The organism is Paraburkholderia tropica (assembly GCF_914484835.1).
In the GTDB taxonomy this organism is placed as follows: Bacteria; Pseudomonadota; Gammaproteobacteria; order Burkholderiales; family Burkholderiaceae; genus Paraburkholderia; species Paraburkholderia tropica_A.
In genome coordinates this window covers 258922-276336 of sequence record NZ_CAJZAR010000068.1, presented here as the reverse complement: position 1 = coordinate 276336, position 17415 = coordinate 258922, and the positions used below count along the sequence as shown (strand labels likewise).

18 protein-coding genes are annotated in these 17415 nt (G+C 61.3%); 9 read left to right on the top strand and 9 right to left on the bottom strand.

Annotation, left to right across the window (positions count from 1 at the left end; genetic code table 11):
- Positions 1-4 precede the first annotated feature (4 nt).
- Entirely contained in the window at positions 5-964 is a 960-nt protein-coding gene (locus LDO54_RS25785) for a hypothetical protein (RefSeq protein WP_436975681.1), read from the top strand.
- 57 nt (positions 965-1021) lie between these two features.
- Here LDO54_RS25785 and LDO54_RS25780 read toward each other — a convergent pair whose 3' ends face one another.
- The 6 genes from LDO54_RS25780 to LDO54_RS25755 all read right to left on the bottom strand — a co-directional run bounded on the left by LDO54_RS25780 (position 1022) and on the right by LDO54_RS25755 (position 7759).
- Positions 1022-1795, bottom strand: coding sequence for a FadR/GntR family transcriptional regulator (locus tag LDO54_RS25780; RefSeq protein WP_224013497.1), 774 nt, complete (start codon positions 1793-1795; stop codon positions 1022-1024).
- Between the two features lie 17 nt (positions 1796-1812).
- Positions 1813-3324, bottom strand: coding sequence for an alpha-N-arabinofuranosidase (locus tag LDO54_RS25775; protein WP_224013496.1), 1512 nt, complete (start codon positions 3322-3324; stop codon positions 1813-1815).
- A 107-nt stretch (positions 3325-3431) separates the two neighbouring features.
- The gene (locus LDO54_RS25770; protein ID WP_224013495.1) at positions 3432-4763 is read right to left on the bottom strand and encodes an extracellular solute-binding protein; all 1332 of its coding nucleotides are present in this window, start codon (positions 4761-4763) and stop codon (positions 3432-3434) included.
- Between the two features lie 137 nt (positions 4764-4900).
- Positions 4901-5764 carry a carbohydrate ABC transporter permease gene (locus LDO54_RS25765; protein WP_224013494.1) on the bottom strand — a complete coding sequence of 288 codons (864 nt, stop codon included), beginning with the start codon at positions 5762-5764 and terminating at the stop codon, positions 4901-4903.
- The gene (locus LDO54_RS25760) at positions 5761-6687 is read right to left on the bottom strand and encodes a carbohydrate ABC transporter permease (RefSeq protein ID WP_224013493.1); all 927 of its coding nucleotides are present in this window, start codon (positions 6685-6687) and stop codon (positions 5761-5763) included. Before LDO54_RS25760 ends, LDO54_RS25765 begins: the two co-directional genes overlap by 4 nt.
- Positions 6677-7759, bottom strand: coding sequence for an ABC transporter ATP-binding protein (locus LDO54_RS25755; protein ID WP_224013585.1), 1083 nt, complete (start codon positions 7757-7759; stop codon positions 6677-6679). Before LDO54_RS25755 ends, LDO54_RS25760 begins: the two co-directional genes overlap by 11 nt.
- Before the next feature lie 276 nt (positions 7760-8035).
- Here LDO54_RS25755 and LDO54_RS25750 point away from each other — a divergent pair, with 276 nt between their 5' ends.
- The 6 genes from LDO54_RS25750 (at position 8036) to LDO54_RS25725 (ending at position 13073) form a co-directional block, all read left to right on the top strand.
- On the top strand, positions 8036-8359 hold the full coding sequence (locus tag LDO54_RS25750; RefSeq protein WP_224013492.1) for a hypothetical protein: 324 nt from the start codon (positions 8036-8038) through the stop codon (positions 8357-8359).
- A gap of 571 nt (positions 8360-8930) precedes the next feature.
- A complete protein-coding gene (locus tag LDO54_RS25745) occupies positions 8931-9920 on the top strand; it encodes a glycosyltransferase family 2 protein (RefSeq protein WP_224013491.1) in 990 nt (329 codons plus the stop codon).
- Positions 9917-10309 (top strand): GtrA family protein, encoded by a 393-nt coding sequence (locus LDO54_RS25740; RefSeq protein WP_224013490.1) that lies wholly within the window; start codon positions 9917-9919, stop codon positions 10307-10309. The genes LDO54_RS25745 and LDO54_RS25740 overlap by 4 nt, the downstream gene beginning before the upstream one ends.
- Before the next feature lie 47 nt (positions 10310-10356).
- The gene (locus LDO54_RS25735) at positions 10357-11892 is read left to right on the top strand and encodes a glycosyltransferase family 39 protein (RefSeq protein WP_224013489.1); all 1536 of its coding nucleotides are present in this window, start codon (positions 10357-10359) and stop codon (positions 11890-11892) included.
- A gap of 132 nt (positions 11893-12024) precedes the next feature.
- On the top strand, positions 12025-12603 hold the full coding sequence (locus LDO54_RS25730; RefSeq protein ID WP_224013488.1) for a DJ-1/PfpI family protein: 579 nt from the start codon (positions 12025-12027) through the stop codon (positions 12601-12603).
- Positions 12604-12737: 134 nt separating this feature from the next.
- A complete protein-coding gene (locus LDO54_RS25725; protein WP_224013487.1) occupies positions 12738-13073 on the top strand; it encodes a ribbon-helix-helix domain-containing protein in 336 nt (111 codons plus the stop codon).
- 102 nt (positions 13074-13175) lie between these two features.
- Here LDO54_RS25725 and LDO54_RS25720 read toward each other — a convergent pair whose 3' ends face one another.
- Positions 13176-13463, bottom strand: a complete 288-nt coding sequence (locus LDO54_RS25720; protein WP_224013486.1) for a hypothetical protein — start codon at positions 13461-13463, stop codon at positions 13176-13178.
- A 287-nt stretch (positions 13464-13750) separates the two neighbouring features.
- Positions 13751-14677: a LysR family transcriptional regulator gene (locus tag LDO54_RS25715; RefSeq protein ID WP_224013485.1), complete on the bottom strand. Its 927-nt coding sequence runs from the start codon at positions 14675-14677 to the stop codon at positions 13751-13753.
- A gap of 135 nt (positions 14678-14812) precedes the next feature.
- Between LDO54_RS25715 and LDO54_RS25710 the strand changes: the two genes are divergently transcribed.
- Positions 14813-15313 (top strand): nuclear transport factor 2 family protein, encoded by a 501-nt coding sequence (locus LDO54_RS25710; protein WP_224013484.1) that lies wholly within the window; start codon positions 14813-14815, stop codon positions 15311-15313.
- 41 nt (positions 15314-15354) lie between these two features.
- Positions 15355-16467 (top strand): alkene reductase, encoded by a 1113-nt coding sequence (locus LDO54_RS25705; protein ID WP_224013483.1) that lies wholly within the window; start codon positions 15355-15357, stop codon positions 16465-16467.
- Here LDO54_RS25705 and LDO54_RS25700 read toward each other — a convergent pair whose 3' ends face one another.
- Positions 16468-17361 (bottom strand): hypothetical protein, encoded by an 894-nt coding sequence (locus tag LDO54_RS25700; protein WP_224013482.1) that lies wholly within the window; start codon positions 17359-17361, stop codon positions 16468-16470.
- Positions 17362-17415 lie beyond the last annotated feature (54 nt).

The following is a 17415-nucleotide window of genomic DNA, read 5'->3' as shown; positions in this document are numbered from 1 at the left end:
GTCCTTGGTTCTGAGCGCGGGCTTCGCTGCGCAGGCAATGGCCGCTGCGCCGCCCTCCACGTACCGGTTTGCCTTGCCGGGCGGCGGGGCGATTCTCTACGACAAAGCCCTGAACCCAAAGGCTGCGTTGCCCGAACGCGCGTGGCAGCGTGCCGTCTTCCAGTTCCCGAACGGCGCGGCATTCAGTCTGCTGCCGGGGGCGGGCGAATGGAACGCGGCGGGCACGCAGATGGAATCCCCATCCAGCGACGATATCTCGCCGTCCGGTCAATACGTGGTCGTTGCGCGTATCAGTTCAGGGACGGTGTCGACGGGACCGGGGCAGCCCGAGGTCGTGTCGAGCCGCGAATACTGTTCCGCCATCGAGATCCGCACGGGCTGTATCAGCGCAGACCAAACGGGCGAGATTTGCGGCGAGCGCTGGCAGCGCGGTCAACCCGCGCAGTGGGGTTCGGACGATCAGACGCGTTTGATGCTGAGCGACGACCGCCCCTCGGCGAGCCGGTTGCTGCGCCTCGTGAAATCGGGGCAGCCGATCCGGCCGGTCGTGGACGACGACGCGGGCGTCCGCAATCTGCTGCGCTGCGATCCGCCGTCGCCGGGTAATCGCGAGGCGTACCGGGACATTGCGGGCAAATTGCAGGCGGCGGGCGGTCACGGCGATGCGAGGCTGATCGACGCTGCGCTTGCCGGTGTGGGCGGCGATAACAGCGCAAGCAGCATAGACAGCACGCCCGTCGCGGCGGATGGCGGGCGTCGCGAGGCCACGGTCACGGCGCAGAAGGCGACGCTCTATACCGCGCCCGACGACGCCCACGCGAGCCGCGCCTATCTCGTTCAGCACGATGCGGTGAGCGTGGTGAAGGCGGCGCCGGAGGGCTGGATGTACGTGGATTACGTTGGCGCGTCAGGCCGCCATTTGCTTCGCTGGATCAAGGCCGATCAGGTGGCGCTCAGGCCGTAAGCGGATGCCCTGACGGCGGGGTGCTGCGCACCCCCTCCCCGCGAAAAGCGTCGGTTCTCATGGCGTGATTGGCGCCGTCGTATAACGCAGGATGCGGTCGCGTGACGTCTCCAGCAAACGCGTCATCGCCGCCGCCGCCGCGTCCGCCTCGCGCGCCACGATATGGCCGCGCACGGCGTCGTGCAGCACGAGATCCTCGCTCGGCTGCGCGGCCTCGCGCTGCATCATCTCCGACGACACGCGCAGCGCCGCCTTGATCGCATTGCCGATCGTGATGAACATGCCGTTCTGCGAGGCCGTGATGATCGCGAGATGAAACTCCAGGTTCGCGTCCGCTGCCGCGCGAATCGCCGATGCGCCGTGCTGCGCCGATTGATCGTAGGCGGCCACGAGTTCGAGGTAACGCCGCTCGATGATCTGCACGGTCTCCTCGTTGCCATGACGCGCCGCGAGAAAACTCGCGCGCGGCTCGAAACAGATGCGCATTTCGAAAATGTCCTCGACGATCTTCGAATCGAATTGCGCATTGAGCCGCCACGCGAGCACGTCGCGGTCGAGCAGATTCCAGTCGGAGAAAGGCAGCACGCGCGTGCCGATTTTCGGCGACACGGCAATCAAACGCTTGCCCGCCAGTTGCTTGATGGCTTCGCGCAGGGTGGTGCGGCTCACGCCATACGCGCTGCACAGTTCGCTTTCGACCGGCAGCGCGTCGCCGGGCGCGAACTCGCCCGAGACCACGCGCATGCCGATAATCTTGGCGATCTGCGTCGTGATATTGCCGACGATCGGTTCGCGCTCGAACATCACTTCCCCTTCGTAGACATCGTGCACGGCGTGTCCGCGCCGTGTTATCGGGCGGTCGTCACAATCACGTTCCACGAGCCCGGTTTGAGCTTCGCGCGCACGCGTTCCCCGTCGACCGACACGGCGTCGTTAATCGCGGGCGCCACCGTCGACGGCGCCTCCACCGTGTTCACCGCTTTCATGTTGGCATGATACAACTCGAGCGCGTGATCGAGCGTGCGTTCCCGGCCGAGACCGCGCAATTCGATATCGAGTTCCATCTCCTCGCTCAAATGGCGATTGAGCGCGAAGATGGCCGTGGTGCCGGTGGCGCGATCGTCCACGACCGCCGCGCACAGATACGGAATCTCGGGGAACGTTTCCGCTTCATACGTGGCCGATTCAACCACCGATTTGAGCACGCGGCCATGCGCGAATTTCGAGGCCTGCGAGAACGGATGGAAAATCGTTTGACGCCACGCGCGGCCGCCCGGCTCGGTCATGATCGGGCCGATCACGTTGACGAGCTGCGCGAGGCACGCGGTCTTCACGCGGTCGGCATTGTTCATCATCGTGATGAGCGCGCCGCCCACCACGAGCGCGTCCTCGTGGTTATAGACCTCTTCGATCAGACGCGGCGCTTCGGGCCAGCCCGGCTTGCGCAGATCGTTGATCGTGCGCGCCTTGTACCAGACATTCCATTCGTCGAACGACAGCATGATGCGCTTGGACGAATGCTTGCGCGCCGCCACGCTGTCCGCCACCGCCACGATTTCCTTGATGAACAGATCCATCACTTCGATATTGCCGAAAAATTCGGCGGTCGAATCGCGCTTGTTTTCAAAGTAAGTGTGTAGCGAAATGAAATCGACCTGCTCGAAACAATGATCGAGCACGCGGTCTTCCCACGTGCCATACGTGGGCATTTCATGCGTGGACGAACCGCAGGCCGCAAGCTGGATCGTCGGATCGACGGAGCGCATCAGCTTGGCCGTTTCGAGCGCCGCGCGGCCGTATTCCTCGGCAGTCTTGCGGCAGATTTGCCACGGGCCGTCCATCTCGTTGCCGAGACACCAGAACTTGATGTCGTGCGGTTTTTCGTGACCGTGTTCGCGGCGCAGATCGGACAGCGCCGTGCCGCTCGGGTGATTGCAATATTCGACGAAACGGCGCGCTTCGTCGGGGCCGCGCGTGCCCAGATTCACGCCGTACATCGGCTCGATATCGAGCTCGCGGCACCACTCGATGAATTCATTGGTGCCGAACTGATTCGTTTCGGTCGAGTACCACGCGAGATCGAGGCGGCGCGGACGCTTCTCGCGCGGACCCACGCCGTCTTCCCAGTTGTAGCCCGACAAAAAATTGCCGCCCGGATAGCGCACGATCGTCGGGCCGAGTTCGCGCGTGAGCGCCATCACGTCCTGACGAAAACCGCGTTCGTCGGCCTGCGGATGACCGGGCTCGAAGATGCCGGTGTAGACGCAGCGGCCCATGTGTTCGACGAAAACGCCGAACACGCGCCGGTCGAGATCGGAGACGACAAAGTCGCGGTCGACAATGAGGCGGGAAGCGATCATGGTGTTCCTCTATCCATCCTGTAGCGTTGTCGGATGGCGCGCGGCTCGTAGGGCTCGCGCGCCATTACCTGAATTTACCTGGCATGACGAATAAATCGCTGGCGGACTTATCGCGCCAGCAGGGCGTTGGTGCGTTGCTCCGCTTCCTTCTCCACGTCGGCGACCGACTTGCCGGTCGAGAGCATATTGCTGATTTCCTCGCCCACGATCTGCTGGATCGCGAACTGGCGCGGCACCGTGTTCGGCAGCGCATAGCCGGTGCTCGAAATCTCCTTGATCGCATCGCGATGCGGCAGCGCGCTGAAGGCGGCGCTCGTAATGACCGACTGACGCGCGGGCAGATGGCCGGTGCGGGCCCAGTCGCCGTCGTGGTCATAGAGAAACTTCAGGAACACCAGCGCGGCGTGGCGGGTCTTTTCGTCCTTCGCGCCGCCCTTGAGCATGACCCACGAGTGACCGTCGGCCCACACGGCCTTCTTCTGGAACAGGTTCGGGAACGGCACGACGTCGTAACCGTTCGCGAGTGCGGTGCCCGGTTTGTTCGACAGATTCGTGAAGTCCTCGATTACCCACGTGCCGCACATGAGCACGCCGGCCTTGCCGTTTTCGAACGCCTGGTTCGCCGCGCCGTAGTCGAGGCCAGGCGTGATGTCACCGGCCTTCATGAGCTTGTCGTAGAGCGTGAGCGCGTTGGTGGCCGCCGGCGTATGCATGTCGATCTTCGTGGGACCGTTCGGGAACAGCGTGCCGTTCTGCTGATACACCCACGTATAGAACGTGCGCGTTTGCGCCGCCGATTCATTGGCGATCGGCACCGCGAAATAGGGCAGTCCCGTCTTGTCCTTGAACTGCTTGGCCTGCGCGAGCAGTTCGTCGGGCGTCTTCGGCAGGATGGGCTTGCCGCTCGCATCCACGAGGCCCGCCTTCTTGAACAGATTCACGTTGATGTGCCAGAGCCACGAATGCGTGTCGAACGGCAGCGCGTAGGTCTTGTCGCCGAACGTGATGGCCCGGTGCGCCTGCGGCGTGAAATCGTTCTTGTCGACGCCGACCGACTTGAAGCCGTCGTCGAGCGGTTCGACGAGATTGCGCTTCACATAGTCGCCGAGCACGGCCTCGTGCATCACCGAAATGGTCGGCACGTCGCGGCTCAGAATGCGCGCGTCGATTTGCGTGTAGTAGGGCGACCATTCGATGATCTGCGGCTTGACGACGATGTCTTCCTTGTTCGTGGCATTGAACTGGTTCACGAGCGTCGTGATGATGCCGCATTCGCCCGAGGCCTTGCTCACGTCGTTGACCTTGCCGTATTCGGCGTCACAGGCGCCGAAAAAGCGCGACAGCGTGATTTCCGTCTTGGCCTGCACCGGCGCCGTCAAGGTTGCCGCGAATCCGAGCGCCGCGAGCGTGAGCACGCCGCGCACCAACGTTCTTCTCATGTCTCTCTCCTGTGGGCGTCCGGCGGCGCGCTTGGGTTGCGCACAGGACGCTGTCTTATTTGCACTACGAATTAATCTGTATCGGACGCGTGACGTGCGTCGATCGACATGTCATGCCTGTTGCTCAATGCGGGGGACTAGCGTACCGCCGTGCCGGCCACGGCCGCCACGATGTACTTCTGGAAGAACAGATAGAGCACGAAGATGGGCAGGCCGGCAAAGATCGCCTGCGCCATCAGATAGCCGATGCCTTCGGACTGCGCGAAGTTGCCTTGCGTGGAGGCGAGGCCGATCGTCAGCGTGTACATCTCGGGCTTCGAAGCGGACACCAGCGGCCACAGATAATCGTTCCATGCGCTGAGGAACGTGAAGATCGCGAGCGTGGCTTGCGCGGGCAGCGAAAGCGGCAGCACGACGCGCCAGAACACCTTGAAACGGGACGCATTGTCGAGCAGCGCGGCTTCTTCGATCTCGACCGGCACCGCCTTGAAATACTGCGTCATCAGATAGACGCCGAACGGCGAGGCGAGACGCGGCAGGATCAGCGCGCCATAGGTGTTATGCCAGTCGAGCGTCGCGAAGATATGATGCAGCGGAATCACGAGTGCCTGTTCGGGCACGGCCAGTCCGCAGAGGCAAATCACGTACACATAACGCTTGCCGGGAAACTCCGTGCGCGCAAAACCGTAACCCGCGAGCGACGCGATAATCAGCGTGAGCAGCGTCTGTCCGATCGAAACGATCAGGCTGTTCACGAGCCAGCCGCCGACCGCCGAAGTCTGCAGAATGTTCGTGTAGTTCTGCAGCGTGAACGGCGGCGAAAACAGGACGTCGGTGTGCTGTTCGAGAAATGCGTTCGGCTTGAACGAGAGACACAGCACCCAGACCAGCGGCGTGATCCAGAGCAGCGCGAGCGCGACCACCGCGCCCAGCATCAGCCGGTCGCCCAGGCGGCCGGCCAGCGCGCCGCGCGGCCGCGATTCGAATGCGAGCGTGCTCATGCCTTCTCCTTTTTACGCAGCAGCCACGCTTGCGCGACCACGCCGATCAGCATCAACGCGAACAGCACCTGCGCCGCCGCGGCGGAATAACCGAACGACCACTGACGGAAGCCGGTCTCGTAGATGAATTGCACGAGCGGGCGCGTGGAATTGTTGGGGCCGCCATCGGTGAGCAGTTGCGCCTGGCCGAAGATCTGGAATTGCAGCACCGCCTCGATCACGGCCACGAGCGCGACGGTGCGCCAGATCGAGGGCAGCGTGATCTTCGTGAAGGTGCGCCAGCGCGTGGCGTTGTCGAGCGACGCCGCTTCGTAAAGCTCTTGCGGAATCTGCTGGAGCGCGGCGAGAAACAGCATCATCGGCAGACCGACGATCCACCAGACCGTCACGACCGCGATGGCCGGCAGCGCCGTGGCCTCGTGCATGAGCGGCAGGAATTCGGGCCAGTGGAAGGCGTGGCTCACGTCGGCGAGCAGGCCGTTGCCGGGCATCATCACGAGCTTCCAGACCAGCGTGACGATGGTGACCGACAGCACCGACGAGCCGAAAAAGAGCGCGCGCAGCGCCGCGCCGAAGCGGCCGGGCCGGTTGAGCACCAGCGCGAGCGCGAGGCCGAGCAACACGAATACCGGTACGGTCAGGATGACGAAATAAAACGTGTTGCGCATCGCGCCGCGAAAGATCGGATCGAACGCGAGATCGAGATAATTGCGGATGCCGATGAAGTCGCTCGTGCCCGCGAGCAGGTCCACGCGCTGGAAGCTGAGCCACCAGCCGAACGCCAGCGGCACGACCAGCAACAGCACGTAGACGATCACGAAGGGCAGCACGAACAGCGCGTTGGACCACGGCGCGCGCAGCCTGCGGCGGCGGCCTTCGTGCGTCTTCGGCAGCGGCATGGCGAGCGAGCGGTCAGAGGCCATGGTATGCCGTGCCCGATTCGTCGAACAGATGCAGGTGCGCTGCGTCGAGGTTCAGGCGAACCGTGTCGCCGGTGTTGAGTTCGCGCTCGCGCGGCAGTTCCGCCACGATCAACTGACCGTTGGGCAGGCTTACGTGGGCGAGTGAGCGGTCGCCGAGCCGTTCGATGACTTCGGCGCGTGCGGTGATCGGGCCTTGCGGATCGAGCAGGACGTGTTCGGCGCGCACGCCCAGCGTGAGCTTGCCCGAAGGCAGGCTGGCGGCGGCGACGGCGGTGGGCACCGTCACGGCATCGAACGGCAGCGAGACGGTCAGTCTGCCGCCGTTGTCGCCGGCGCGTTCGACCTCGATGAAATTCATCGCCGGTGCGCCGATAAAGCCCGCGACGAAACGCGTGGCGGGCCGCCGGTAAATGTCGAGCGGCGCGCCGATCTGCTCGATGCGCCCCCGGTTCATCACCACGATGCGGGTGGCGAGCGTCATCGCTTCCACCTGATCGTGCGTGACGAAAACCATCGTAGCGTGCAGGCGCTGATGAATACGCGCGAGTTCGAGCCGGGTGCGGTTGCGCAACGCGGCGTCGAGATTGGACAGCGGTTCGTCGAAAAGAAACGCTTCGGGTTCCTTAACGACGGCGCGTCCGATGGCGACACGCTGGCGCTGCCCGCCGGAAAGCTGCGCCGGACGGCGCTGCAGCAAGGTGCCGAGTTCGAGCATGCGGGCGGCTTCGTTGATGCGCTTGTCGACTTCGCCCGCATTCACGCCCGTATTGCGCAGACCGAACGCCATGTTGTCGTAGACGGTCATGTGCGGATAGAGCGCGTAATGCTGAAACACCATCGCCACGCCGCGTTTGCCGGGCGGCTGCTCGTTCACGCGCCGCTCGCCAATGCTGATCTGCCCGTCGCTCACGGTTTCGAGCCCGGCGATCATGCGCAGCAAGGTGGATTTTCCGCAGCCGGAAGGGCCGAGAAAAACAAGGAATTCACCGGAGTGAATGTCGAGGTCGAGGCCGGTAATGACCTCGGTGTCTCCGTACCGCTTCGTTACGCCGCTCAGCCGGATGCCCGTCACGGTGCCTCCTGGGTGGTTGTCTCGTACCGTCGCTTCTTGATTTAGTGCGTTGATATTATGAAAAGAACGGGGGCGTGACCCATTCGTGTAAACACTGATCATCCGTAATCCCAAATAATGAGCAGTTAATCGTTTGATGCGATGCGAATAATTCAGTGCGGATTGAGCGGGTCGAGTTAATGGCGCGTGCGGCACGGTGATTGCGCAAGAAAGTGCAGGGTCGAGTGTGCGTACGCGTGCGCCGATCTTCCTGTCCAATTCACGGAGGAACGGATCATGAAAAAGGGAACCCGAACTTTCCTCGCTGCATTCGCGGCACTCGCATTGTCCGGCGGCGCTTTTGCACAAACGAACGGCGGAATGAGCAGCGGATCGTCGAGCCACGGCACCACGGCCAGCCCGGCGACGAATCAAATGAACGACACGTCGAGCGGTTACGGCATGCCTGGTGCCGCCAATTCGGACAGTGGCATGAGCGGGCAAGGCGCGAGCATGGGGCAGCAACCGGGTATGACTAACGGCTCGACATCCGGGACTAGCGCGCCGAAGAGTAATAACACGCTGGCGACGCCGAGCGTGAAGTCGCCGGTGGGGAATTAAAATGGGGGCTTATTGCCTTGTTGAATAGCAGCGATTGGAAAAGCCGCTTGACCTTCGGTTGGCGGCTTTTTTGTTGACGAGCTAATTTCTGTCGATATGCCTGTTTCGATCGTCAGCCAAATCTTCCTGCGCATGTTTTCCCTGGCTTTGTGCTGGTCTGCAAGCATTGCCACTGCGCGATGCGGAAAAGGAGGCCACCGCTTCCCGGAAGGCAAATCAAAGAGCCGGGATTTCGCCTGCACGGTACTTATGGGGCCAGTATCGAATCATCGATTTTTCCAGAAATATGGATTGAATTTGTTGAATGTCAAATTTCTAGAGTGAACGGCGCGTCGCATGGACGTTCGAGTGATTCGATACCGTAAATCGTCAAACTGTCACGGTTTCAAGTAGTCTAAATTTCGAGATTGAGACACGATGCGTACACCTTCTTTCCCGTTCAAGGAAAGCAGGTAGACACTTATGTTGCTGTGAATTGCGTGTGTGCTTGCGGATTCATAGTCGATTATTGGCTTTTTATTAGAACTTCATTTAAAGCTTTCATTTAAAGACATCGTTCAAAAAAATATAAATGGAGACCACCACAGCGATGATCGAGTATCGAGACAAAAAATCCTGCGCGCACGCGCTCATCTCGCTCGTGGTCCCCTTCTACAACGAGGCGCCGATCATCGCCGCGTTCTTCGATGCAGTTGTGCCGGTTCTCCGCGGAATTTCCGACGCCGACTACGAAATCGTTTGTGTCAACGATGGCAGTACTGATTCAACGCTCGATAAATTGCTGGCAGCCTGCAAGGACAATTTCCGTATTCAGGTGGTCGATTTGTCGCGCAACTTTGGGAAAGAAGCGGCGCTCACGGCAGGCATCGATGCAGCGACGGGATCGGTTGTGATTCCGTTCGACGCGGATCTTCAAGACCCGCCGCAAGTCATTGCGAAACTGGTTGAGCGATGGAGAGAGGGCTACGATGTTGTGCTCGCCAAGCGCGTCGAGCGCCGCAGCGACACCTATGTCAAACGCGGAACGGCAGCACTGTTCTACCGTATTCATAACGCCATCGCCGATATCACCATTCCTGAGAACTCCGGCGATTTCAGGCTCATGTCCCGACAAGTGGTGGAGTCGCTAAAGCGTTTGCCCGAGAACCGGCGCTATATGAAGGGGCTATTCGCCTGGGTTGGCTTTCGTACCGCGCAGATCGAGTACGCCCGATGCCCGCGCGTCGGTGGAAAGACGAAATTCTCGGGGTGGAAGTTGTGGAATCTCGCACTGGAAGGCGTCACGAGTTTTAGTACGCTGCCCTTACGCATATGGACCTACATGGGCGGTTTCACAGCCGTCTTCGCAATCTGCTATGCAATCTATCTGATCGTGCGCACCTGGCTAAAAGGCGTGGATGTGCCGGGCTACGCATCGCTCATCGTCGCCGTGCTTTTTCTTGGTGGCATACAACTCGTGGGAATTGGCGTGGTTGGCGAATATATCGGTCGCATTTATATGGAGTCGAAGCGTCGGCCTGTCTATATCGTGCGCAATACCTATCGGTTCGGAAAATCGTGAGGCGGGTCGCGCTGACCAGGTTCGTCGGGTACGCGTGCGTCGGTGCAACCGGTACGCTGGTGCAGTACATGACACTCGCTGCGTTGGTCATGGCACACACGGTCGGGCCGGTGGTCGCCTCGTGTCTCGGGGCTGTTGCGGGTGCGCTGATTAATTACTACCTCAACCATCGCTTTACGTTTCGCAGCGGACTTCCGCACGCAAAAAGTGCCCCCCGATTCTTTGTCATCGCCGCCGCGGGACTTGCGCTGAACGGCGCACTCATGCTTGTGCTCACGCATCTGGCTGATGTGGCATGGATGGTCGCGCAATGCGTGACGACTGCCGTCCTGCTCGTGCTGACTTATACGGCTAGTTCAGTCTGGACCTTCCGCGTCTCCAAAACCTGACAGCCTCTGGCTGCTTCGTGAATTCCGCATTTCGGAATACTCCACTGATGATGCAATCCAATCTGTCGATCAATACTGAAATCGATTCGCCGACCCATTCAGTCGCAAAACAGAAGGCGGCCTGGTTGTTAGCCCTGCTGCCCGTCAACGCGATCGTGTGGACCATCGGCGCGTGGCTCTCGCGCGGTAACCTCGATATACCCGGCGATATGGTCGAGAACTACGTGTGGGGTATCGAGTGGCAGGCGGGTTATGCGAAACATCCTCCATTCTTTGCGTGGATCACGGCGCTCTGGTTCCAGATATTTCCTCACACGGATCTCGCGTACTTCGCACTGTCCGCGCTCAATGCAATGGTCGGGCTATTCGGTATCGTCGCGTTGGCACGCCGGTTCCTGCCCTGGTGGCTTGCTGCTGTCGCTGGCCTTGCGATGGCTGTCTCACCTCTCTATTCGACGCTCTCGATTAAATTCAACGCGAATGCCGTACTGCTGTCACTATGGCCGTGGACGGCCTATCTTTTTGTGCGCTTCATGCAATCGGGAAAATGGCATTCGGCGCTTGCGTTGGGCGCGCTGGCCGGCGCCGCCGTTCTCGGGAAGTATTTCTCGGTCGTGTTGCTCATTGCGCTTCTTATGGCGGCATTTGCGCGTCCGCGCTGGCGTAGCCGCGTATTCAGCTGGCAGTCGCTGATCGTTGTGGCAGCGGGATTCATCGTGCTGCTCCCGCATCTGGTTTGGCTGGTCGAGCATCAATTCCAGACCTTTGAATACGCCGCGCAAAGAACATCGGGAAGTCCCATGGCGGTGGCAATGGGGCGATTTTCCATTTATACGCTTGCCCAGATCGGCTATCTGTTGCCGAGCTTCGTCTTCGTCATCCTTCTCGTGAAGGGAGCGAGGGTGAAGGCGGCGAAGCAGATGCTGGCAAGCTGTATCTCACCGAGGATGTACCCCGATTTGTGGGTGCTCACGTTCGGCCCGTTCATGGTGATTGGAATCATCGCCATCGCCGCCAAAGCGCAGATGGCCTCTGTATGGGGAATGGCCGAGTGGTTTGCCGTTGTGCCGATGTGGGTCTGCGTGCTTTTCCGCATGGATGTGTCGTTGCGGGTCGAGCGTTCCATGCGTGTGCTGATTGTTTACTGGATGCTCGTGCTGATCGGCACGGCTGCCGTGGGCTATGCGGGCGCGCGTCGCAATACCGACGATGCCGCAGAGCCGCGCGCAGAGCTAGCTGACGCTGCTCGCGCGATCTGGAAACGGCAATCCGGCCAGGACACGATTCCGGTGGTTTCGGGCTCGGTTCACGAAGCGCAATCCGTCGCGTTTTATTCGGGTGGCCGAACCCGCTATTGGGATCTGAGTGCTCCGCGAACGACGCCGTGGTTGCGAAGCGATGATGTTCGACGCGAGGGGATGCTCATTGTTTGCCGCCGCGATGATGCTTCCTGTCATGACGAAGCGAAGACGTTCAGTCATGCACTGGCGACGCCGATTGATATTCGCAGGCGCGCGTGGGGAATGACACTTCCCGCACGTCAGTATGCGATTTACGTGTTACCGCCTGCCTCAAGTTCGTGAGGCGGAAGGGCTCCATCGTCGCCTGCCGTGCCGAAAAAGATGCTCCGCATTTAACCCTCTATTACCCGATTCGCCACCGCGCTTGCTACATTGTTTCCCGCATTCCAGCCAATCACAGACAGGAAACGGAACATGTCCAAGCGCATTCTCATCCTCGCCGGCGACTTCGTGGAAGATTACGAATTGATGGTGCCGTTTCAGGCACTCGCGGCAGTCGGTCATTCGGTTTCGGTGGTCGCGCCCGACAAACGGGTGGGCGACGTGATCCGCACGGCGATTCACGATTTCGAAGGCGATCAGACCTACACCGAAAAGCGCGGCCACAATTTCACGCTGAACGCCGATTTCGCGTCGATCAACCCCGCGCAATTCGACGCGTTGCTGATTCCCGGCGGCCGTGCGCCCGAATATCTGCGGCTCAACGAAACGGTAATCGGCTGGGTGCGCCATTTCGCCGAAACGAACAAGCCGATTGCCGCGGTGTGCCACGGCGCGCAATTGCTCGCGGCAGCGGGCGTGATCGAAGGGCGGCGCATTTCCGCGTATCCGGCATGCGCGCCCGAGGTCAAGCTCGCGGGTGGGCAATACGTCGCGCTCGATTGGCCCGATGCGATCACCGACGCCAATTTCGTCACCGCGCCCGCATGGACGTCGCACGCCAACTGGCTCGCGCAATTCCTCGCGCTGCTCGGCACGCGCATTACGCTTTAAGATTGACGGCGCGCGCGTGCATTGTTGTAGCGGGGCCGCGCAGGATTTGAGAGTATTGCGTATCGCCAGAGCACGCGTGCTATTCGCGCGTTAGCCATGCGCCGTCCCGAATGCAGGAAAAAGGAGCCGATAGAATGTGCGAAATCTATGTCAACGCGGATCCCATTCTCTATGAGCCGCGCACGCGAGCGCTACGCATTCACGGCGTGGTGACCACTGTGCGCCTCGAAAATCTGTTCTGGGATGTGCTGCAGGAAATCGCGCATCGCGAGCAACTCACGACGAGCCAGTTCGCCGTGAAGCTTTACGACGAATTGCACGCGCTGCGTGGCGACGAGCCATTCAATTTCGCTTCGTTTCTGCGCGTGTGCTGCCTGCGTTATCTGTCGACGCTTGCGCCACGCGAAGAGGCTGCGGGCGACGGTTCGCGCGTTACGGCCTTTCAGCCGAAAGTCGTGCGAGCGGGTTAATCGGGAGTTAAGCGCGGGTTAAGTGCGTCAGCAAGAAAAAAGACCGTTGCCCGAACAGGGGTAACGGTCTTTTTTCATTGGGCACAGGCCTTAAGCGAGGCCTTACTGGCCGGCCGGCGACTTCGTGGAAGGCGTCGCGAGCGTGTTGTTGGTGCCGTAAGCCGGGGTGATCGACGTCGTGTTCGTGCCATTCGCCTGAGTCGAATTCTGCGTGCGTGCGCCGCTATCCGAATTGGCGAGGCCCGGGGTGCCGTAGCCGCTTGCAGGCGGCGCGACCGGCGACTTCACGCTCGGCGTTGCCAGCGTGTTGTTTTGCGCGAATGCGGCGCCCGACATCATCAATGCGGCGGCGGCCGCGCCGGCGAATAGCGTGCGAGTGGTTTGTTTCATGATGTGCTCCTCCATTATTGGACTGAATTTCCGGCATAAACCGCGCAAAACGAAGTTTTCGTATTGCCCGATGGCGTAAATCGCGCCATGCCGTGTATCGACGGCGCGAAATCGAGTTCGCGCCACGTGATGCCAAGTGTAGAAAAGGAGCGGCCGATAGTTAAGCACGTTGTACGCAATGGTGAATTTCGATTTTTGATGCCGAATAGAAAGCACTCATGCGCTCAGGGTCTTTGCGCGCGCATCGATCGTTCTGAATTCATCGCCAATGTCACGCCATGAAGCGGTTAATCGCGCGCACACAGAAAAATGTCGGGGCGTTTTTTCGCGAGCTTCATGAGTGCGTCGCTGACAACGCGCACTTTGGGCTGCACATAGCGCGTGCGCGGCCGGATCACGTGTATCGGCATGCCGCCGCCCGCGAATGCGTCGAGCACCGTCACGAGCCGGCCCGATTGCAGATGCTCATGCACGAGCCAGGTCGGCAGTTGCGAGAGCCCGCAGCCGTCGAGCACGCCCTGAACCATCATTTCGCCATCGCCGAGTTCGTGGCGCACGCGAATCTCCTGTTCCTCCAGCGCGCCTTGCGGGCCGCGCAGCAGCCACGTCGAGCGCGCCCCGCGCCGCCATCCCACGATGCAATCGTGTTCGAGCAGCGCCGCTTTGCCGTCCACCGGGCCATGCTTGCGCAAATAGTCGGGCGAAGCGCAAATCACGAGATATTGTTCGCCGAGCCGGCGCGCGACGAGTTCCGCGTCGTCCTTTAAATCGCCGATGCGCACGGCCAGATCGATGCCTTCGCTCACCATGTCGACCGTGCGGTCGCCGAAGGTGATCGTCAGGTCCAGTTGCGGATATTGCCGCGCGAGTGCGAGCAACGCGGGTGCGATATGGCGGCGTCCGAATGCGCCGGGCAAGGTGACGCGCAGTTGCCCGCGAGGTTCCGGCTGGCCCGTGGAAAGGCTGTCTTCGGTATCGTCGAGATCTTCCATGACGCGCAGACAACTACCCAGATAGATCTCGCCCTCGCTGGTCAGCGACAGGCGGCGCGTGGTCCGATGCAGCAGCTTGATGCCCAGGCGGCGCTCCAGTCGCGAGACCGATTTGCCGATCGCCGAACTGGTGACGCCGAGTTGCAGCCCGGCCGCCGTGAAGCTCTGCAGTTGCGCCGCGAGTACGAATTCGGCGATGCCGTCGAAGCGTTGATAGGCCATGGATCGCTCCTCTCATTTCAGCCGAAAGTCCCGTGATTTTAGCCTGTGAGGATCAAGTGAGTGGATTCGCAAGCGATTTATCGGTTTGGTGGATGGGATTAAGCTGGCGACACTGATTTTTGAAGCGAGGAATCCGTGTCCACCGAAACCGAAACCGCGAAGTCACTGGAAGAGTTATTGGCGATCGAGGCCATCAAGAACGTCCGCACGCGCTATTGCCACTATCTGGACGCAAATCGAATGGATGCGCTCGCGCAGTTGTTCACGTCCGACGCGATCTGCGAGGTCGATCGCGGCATCTGGCGCGGCAGGGACGCGATTCGCGAAGGATTGGCGGCGGCGTTCCGCGCGTTCGATACGCAAAACCGTGGGCGCTATCCGTTTCTGCATGCCATCGCCAATCAATGGGTTGAATTACTCGGCGACGATCGCGCCGAAGGGCGCTGCTATTTGATCGATCTGGTGACAACGCGGCCGCGCACCGAAAGCCCATTTTTGCTGCTGGGTCTTTACGCCGATGAATATCGCCGGGTCGATGGCCAATGGCTGATCAGCCGCACGCGGCTCGATGTCGTCTGGCCGGAAAACAATGGCGGTGGCGGCGATCCTGGCAAGGGTCTGGTGCTTCCCGATTAATCAAAAACGTTGCGTCAACAACCTGAATTATTTGAATGTCCATGAGCCTCTTATTTGAATCGTATGATCTCGCCGGCACGCCGCTCTCCAACCGTATTGTCATGGCGCCTATGACGCGCGCACGAGCACTCAACGACATGCCCGACGAACACACCGTGCTCTATTATTCGCAACGCGCGAGCGCGGGTCTGATGATCAGCGAAGGCATTCCGGTGTCTCGCGAAGGTTGCGGATATCTGTTCAATCCTGGTCTTTATACGGACGAACAGGCCGCAGCGTGGCGTCACGTCACGGACGCCGTGCAGGCCCGTGGCGGAAAAATATTCGCGCAGTTGTGGCACGTTGGCCGCATGTCGCACGTGTCGATTCAGCCCGATGGATTGGCGCCGGTTTCCTCGATGGCGCAGACGGCGGCGAATTCAAACGCCTATGCCTGGATCGCGCCGGGGCAGCCTGGCGCGATTCAGGCGAGCCGCCCGCGCGCGCTCGAAGCCGCCGATATCGCGCGTATTCGCGCCGATTTCGTGCGCGCCGCGCGTCGCGCCATCGACGCCGGTTTCGACGGCATCGAATTGCATGGCGCGAATGGTTATCTGTTCGAGCAGTTTTTGAATGGCGCGCTCAATACGCGTCACGACAATTACGGCGGTTCCATCGAGAATCGTATTCGCTTCATGCATGAAACGCTCGAAGCGATCGCGGATGCAATCGGTCATTCGCGCGTTGCGGTGCGATTGTCGCCGTTTGGCCGCTTATTCGATATGCAGCCTTATGCGGACGAAGCGCAAACGTGGCTGCGCGTCGCGGAAGTGTTGAATGACATGGACCTCGCCTATGTCCATTTGAGCGATCAATTGACCATCGGCGCGGAGTCGATTCCCGCCGGTTTCGCGGCGCGTTTTCGCGAGGCCTATCGCGGCACGTTGATGGCGGCGGGCGGTTTTACGCGCGTTAGCGCCGAGGCGGCGCTCGCGAGCGGCGAACTCGATCTGATTGCATTTGGCCGCCCGTTTATCGCGAACCCGGATCTGGTGGCGAGAATGCAGCACGGCTGGCCGATTGCCGAAGCGGACCGCGTCACGCTGTATGGCGTCAACGGCGCCGTCACGCGCGGGTATACCGACTATCCGGCGTATCGTTCGACGGGCGCGTAATCACGGCCCAAACCACCCCACCGCATGAATCTGCTCGATGCGCTGCGCGACCGAAATCGCACCGCGAATCTCGCCGGGCATCGGCAGGTCGATCACGTGCCAGCGGCCCGCGTCGGCGAGATCGAGCCAGAGGGCGGGGCCGTCGTCGTGGAGCGGGTCGAGCGCGTCGAGCGTGTCGAGCGTGTCGAGTTCATCCACGGGCGAGGTTCTGTCCGCGCGCTGTAGCGCGCCCGCGAGGCTCGCCATGCGCGCGGCGCGGCGTTGGCTCGCGCCTTCCTGCGAGCGCCGCGCGCGGGCCCGCATCACGTCCCACACGTTCGCGCGTGCGCGGCGCTGCGTGCTGCCTGCTTCGATGATGTCCGCCGCTTCGCCACCCGGGCGCGGCATGGCGATGCCCAGCGCGAGCGCCGGTTGCGCGATGGCGATCAGCACCCAGATGCCGCCGAACGCGATATCGACGCTCAAATGCTGGTCGCCGACCGTGAGCCGCGCGCCGCGCTGCTCGCCATACCCCTCGGCGATAACGACATCGCGCGGCGCCTGCCCCGAGAGATTCGCGCCGATCCAGCGCAGCATCACACGGCTCGCGATGTAGCGATGGCGTTGCGCCGCGTTCGGATGCAGACGCGCGCGATGGCGTTCGGCGTCCGAGAGCCATTGCTCGCTTTCGTGGATCGGAACGGGCAGCCAGCTCGCGCGAAAGCGCCACAGATGCAGCACGCCCGCGCCCGGCGCCGCGAGTTGCGCGGGGAAGCTGCGCGTCAGCCGATGCGTGTCGAAATGCGGCGCGGCGGCCGTTTGGGTGCGCTTCGTCCGGCTCGTTCGCTGGGTTCGTTGCGTTCGCGTCGTGCCGTGTCGTTGCGTCGATGCCGGTTGCGTGACGATGGTTGACATGCGGTGAGGCCTCCACGTCAGAGTCGGTTCAGGTCGGATGCGCGAGCTTCGATG

Bases quoted from the DNA above. Each gene is read 5' to 3' on its own strand.
- LDO54_RS25775 (WP_224013496.1), bottom strand. From the start codon at position 3,324: ATGATCGCTTCCCGCCTCATTGTCGACCGCGACTTTGTCGTCTCCGAT.
- LDO54_RS25770 (WP_224013495.1), bottom strand. From the start codon at position 4,763: ATGAGAAGAACGTTGGTGCGCGGCGTGCTCACGCTCGCGGCGCTCGGA.
- LDO54_RS25765 (WP_224013494.1), bottom strand. From the start codon at position 5,764: ATGAGCACGCTCGCATTCGAATCGCGGCCGCGCGGCGCGCTGGCCGGC.
- LDO54_RS25760 (WP_224013493.1), bottom strand. From the start codon at position 6,687: ATGGCCTCTGACCGCTCGCTCGCCATGCCGCTGCCGAAGACGCACGAA.
- LDO54_RS25750 (WP_224013492.1), top strand. From the start codon at position 8,036: ATGAAAAAGGGAACCCGAACTTTCCTCGCTGCATTCGCGGCACTCGCA.
- LDO54_RS25745 (WP_224013491.1), top strand. From the start codon at position 8,931: ATGGAGACCACCACAGCGATGATCGAGTATCGAGACAAAAAATCCTGC.
- LDO54_RS25735 (WP_224013489.1), top strand. From the start codon at position 10,357: ATGATGCAATCCAATCTGTCGATCAATACTGAAATCGATTCGCCGACC.
- LDO54_RS25730 (WP_224013488.1), top strand. From the start codon at position 12,025: ATGTCCAAGCGCATTCTCATCCTCGCCGGCGACTTCGTGGAAGATTAC.
- LDO54_RS25725 (WP_224013487.1), top strand. From the start codon at position 12,738: ATGTGCGAAATCTATGTCAACGCGGATCCCATTCTCTATGAGCCGCGC.
- LDO54_RS25720 (WP_224013486.1), bottom strand. From the start codon at position 13,463: ATGAAACAAACCACTCGCACGCTATTCGCCGGCGCGGCCGCCGCCGCA.
- LDO54_RS25715 (WP_224013485.1), bottom strand. From the start codon at position 14,677: ATGGCCTATCAACGCTTCGACGGCATCGCCGAATTCGTACTCGCGGCG.
- LDO54_RS25705 (WP_224013483.1), top strand. From the start codon at position 15,355: ATGAGCCTCTTATTTGAATCGTATGATCTCGCCGGCACGCCGCTCTCC.
- LDO54_RS25700 (WP_224013482.1), bottom strand. From the start codon at position 17,361: ATGTCAACCATCGTCACGCAACCGGCATCGACGCAACGACACGGCACG.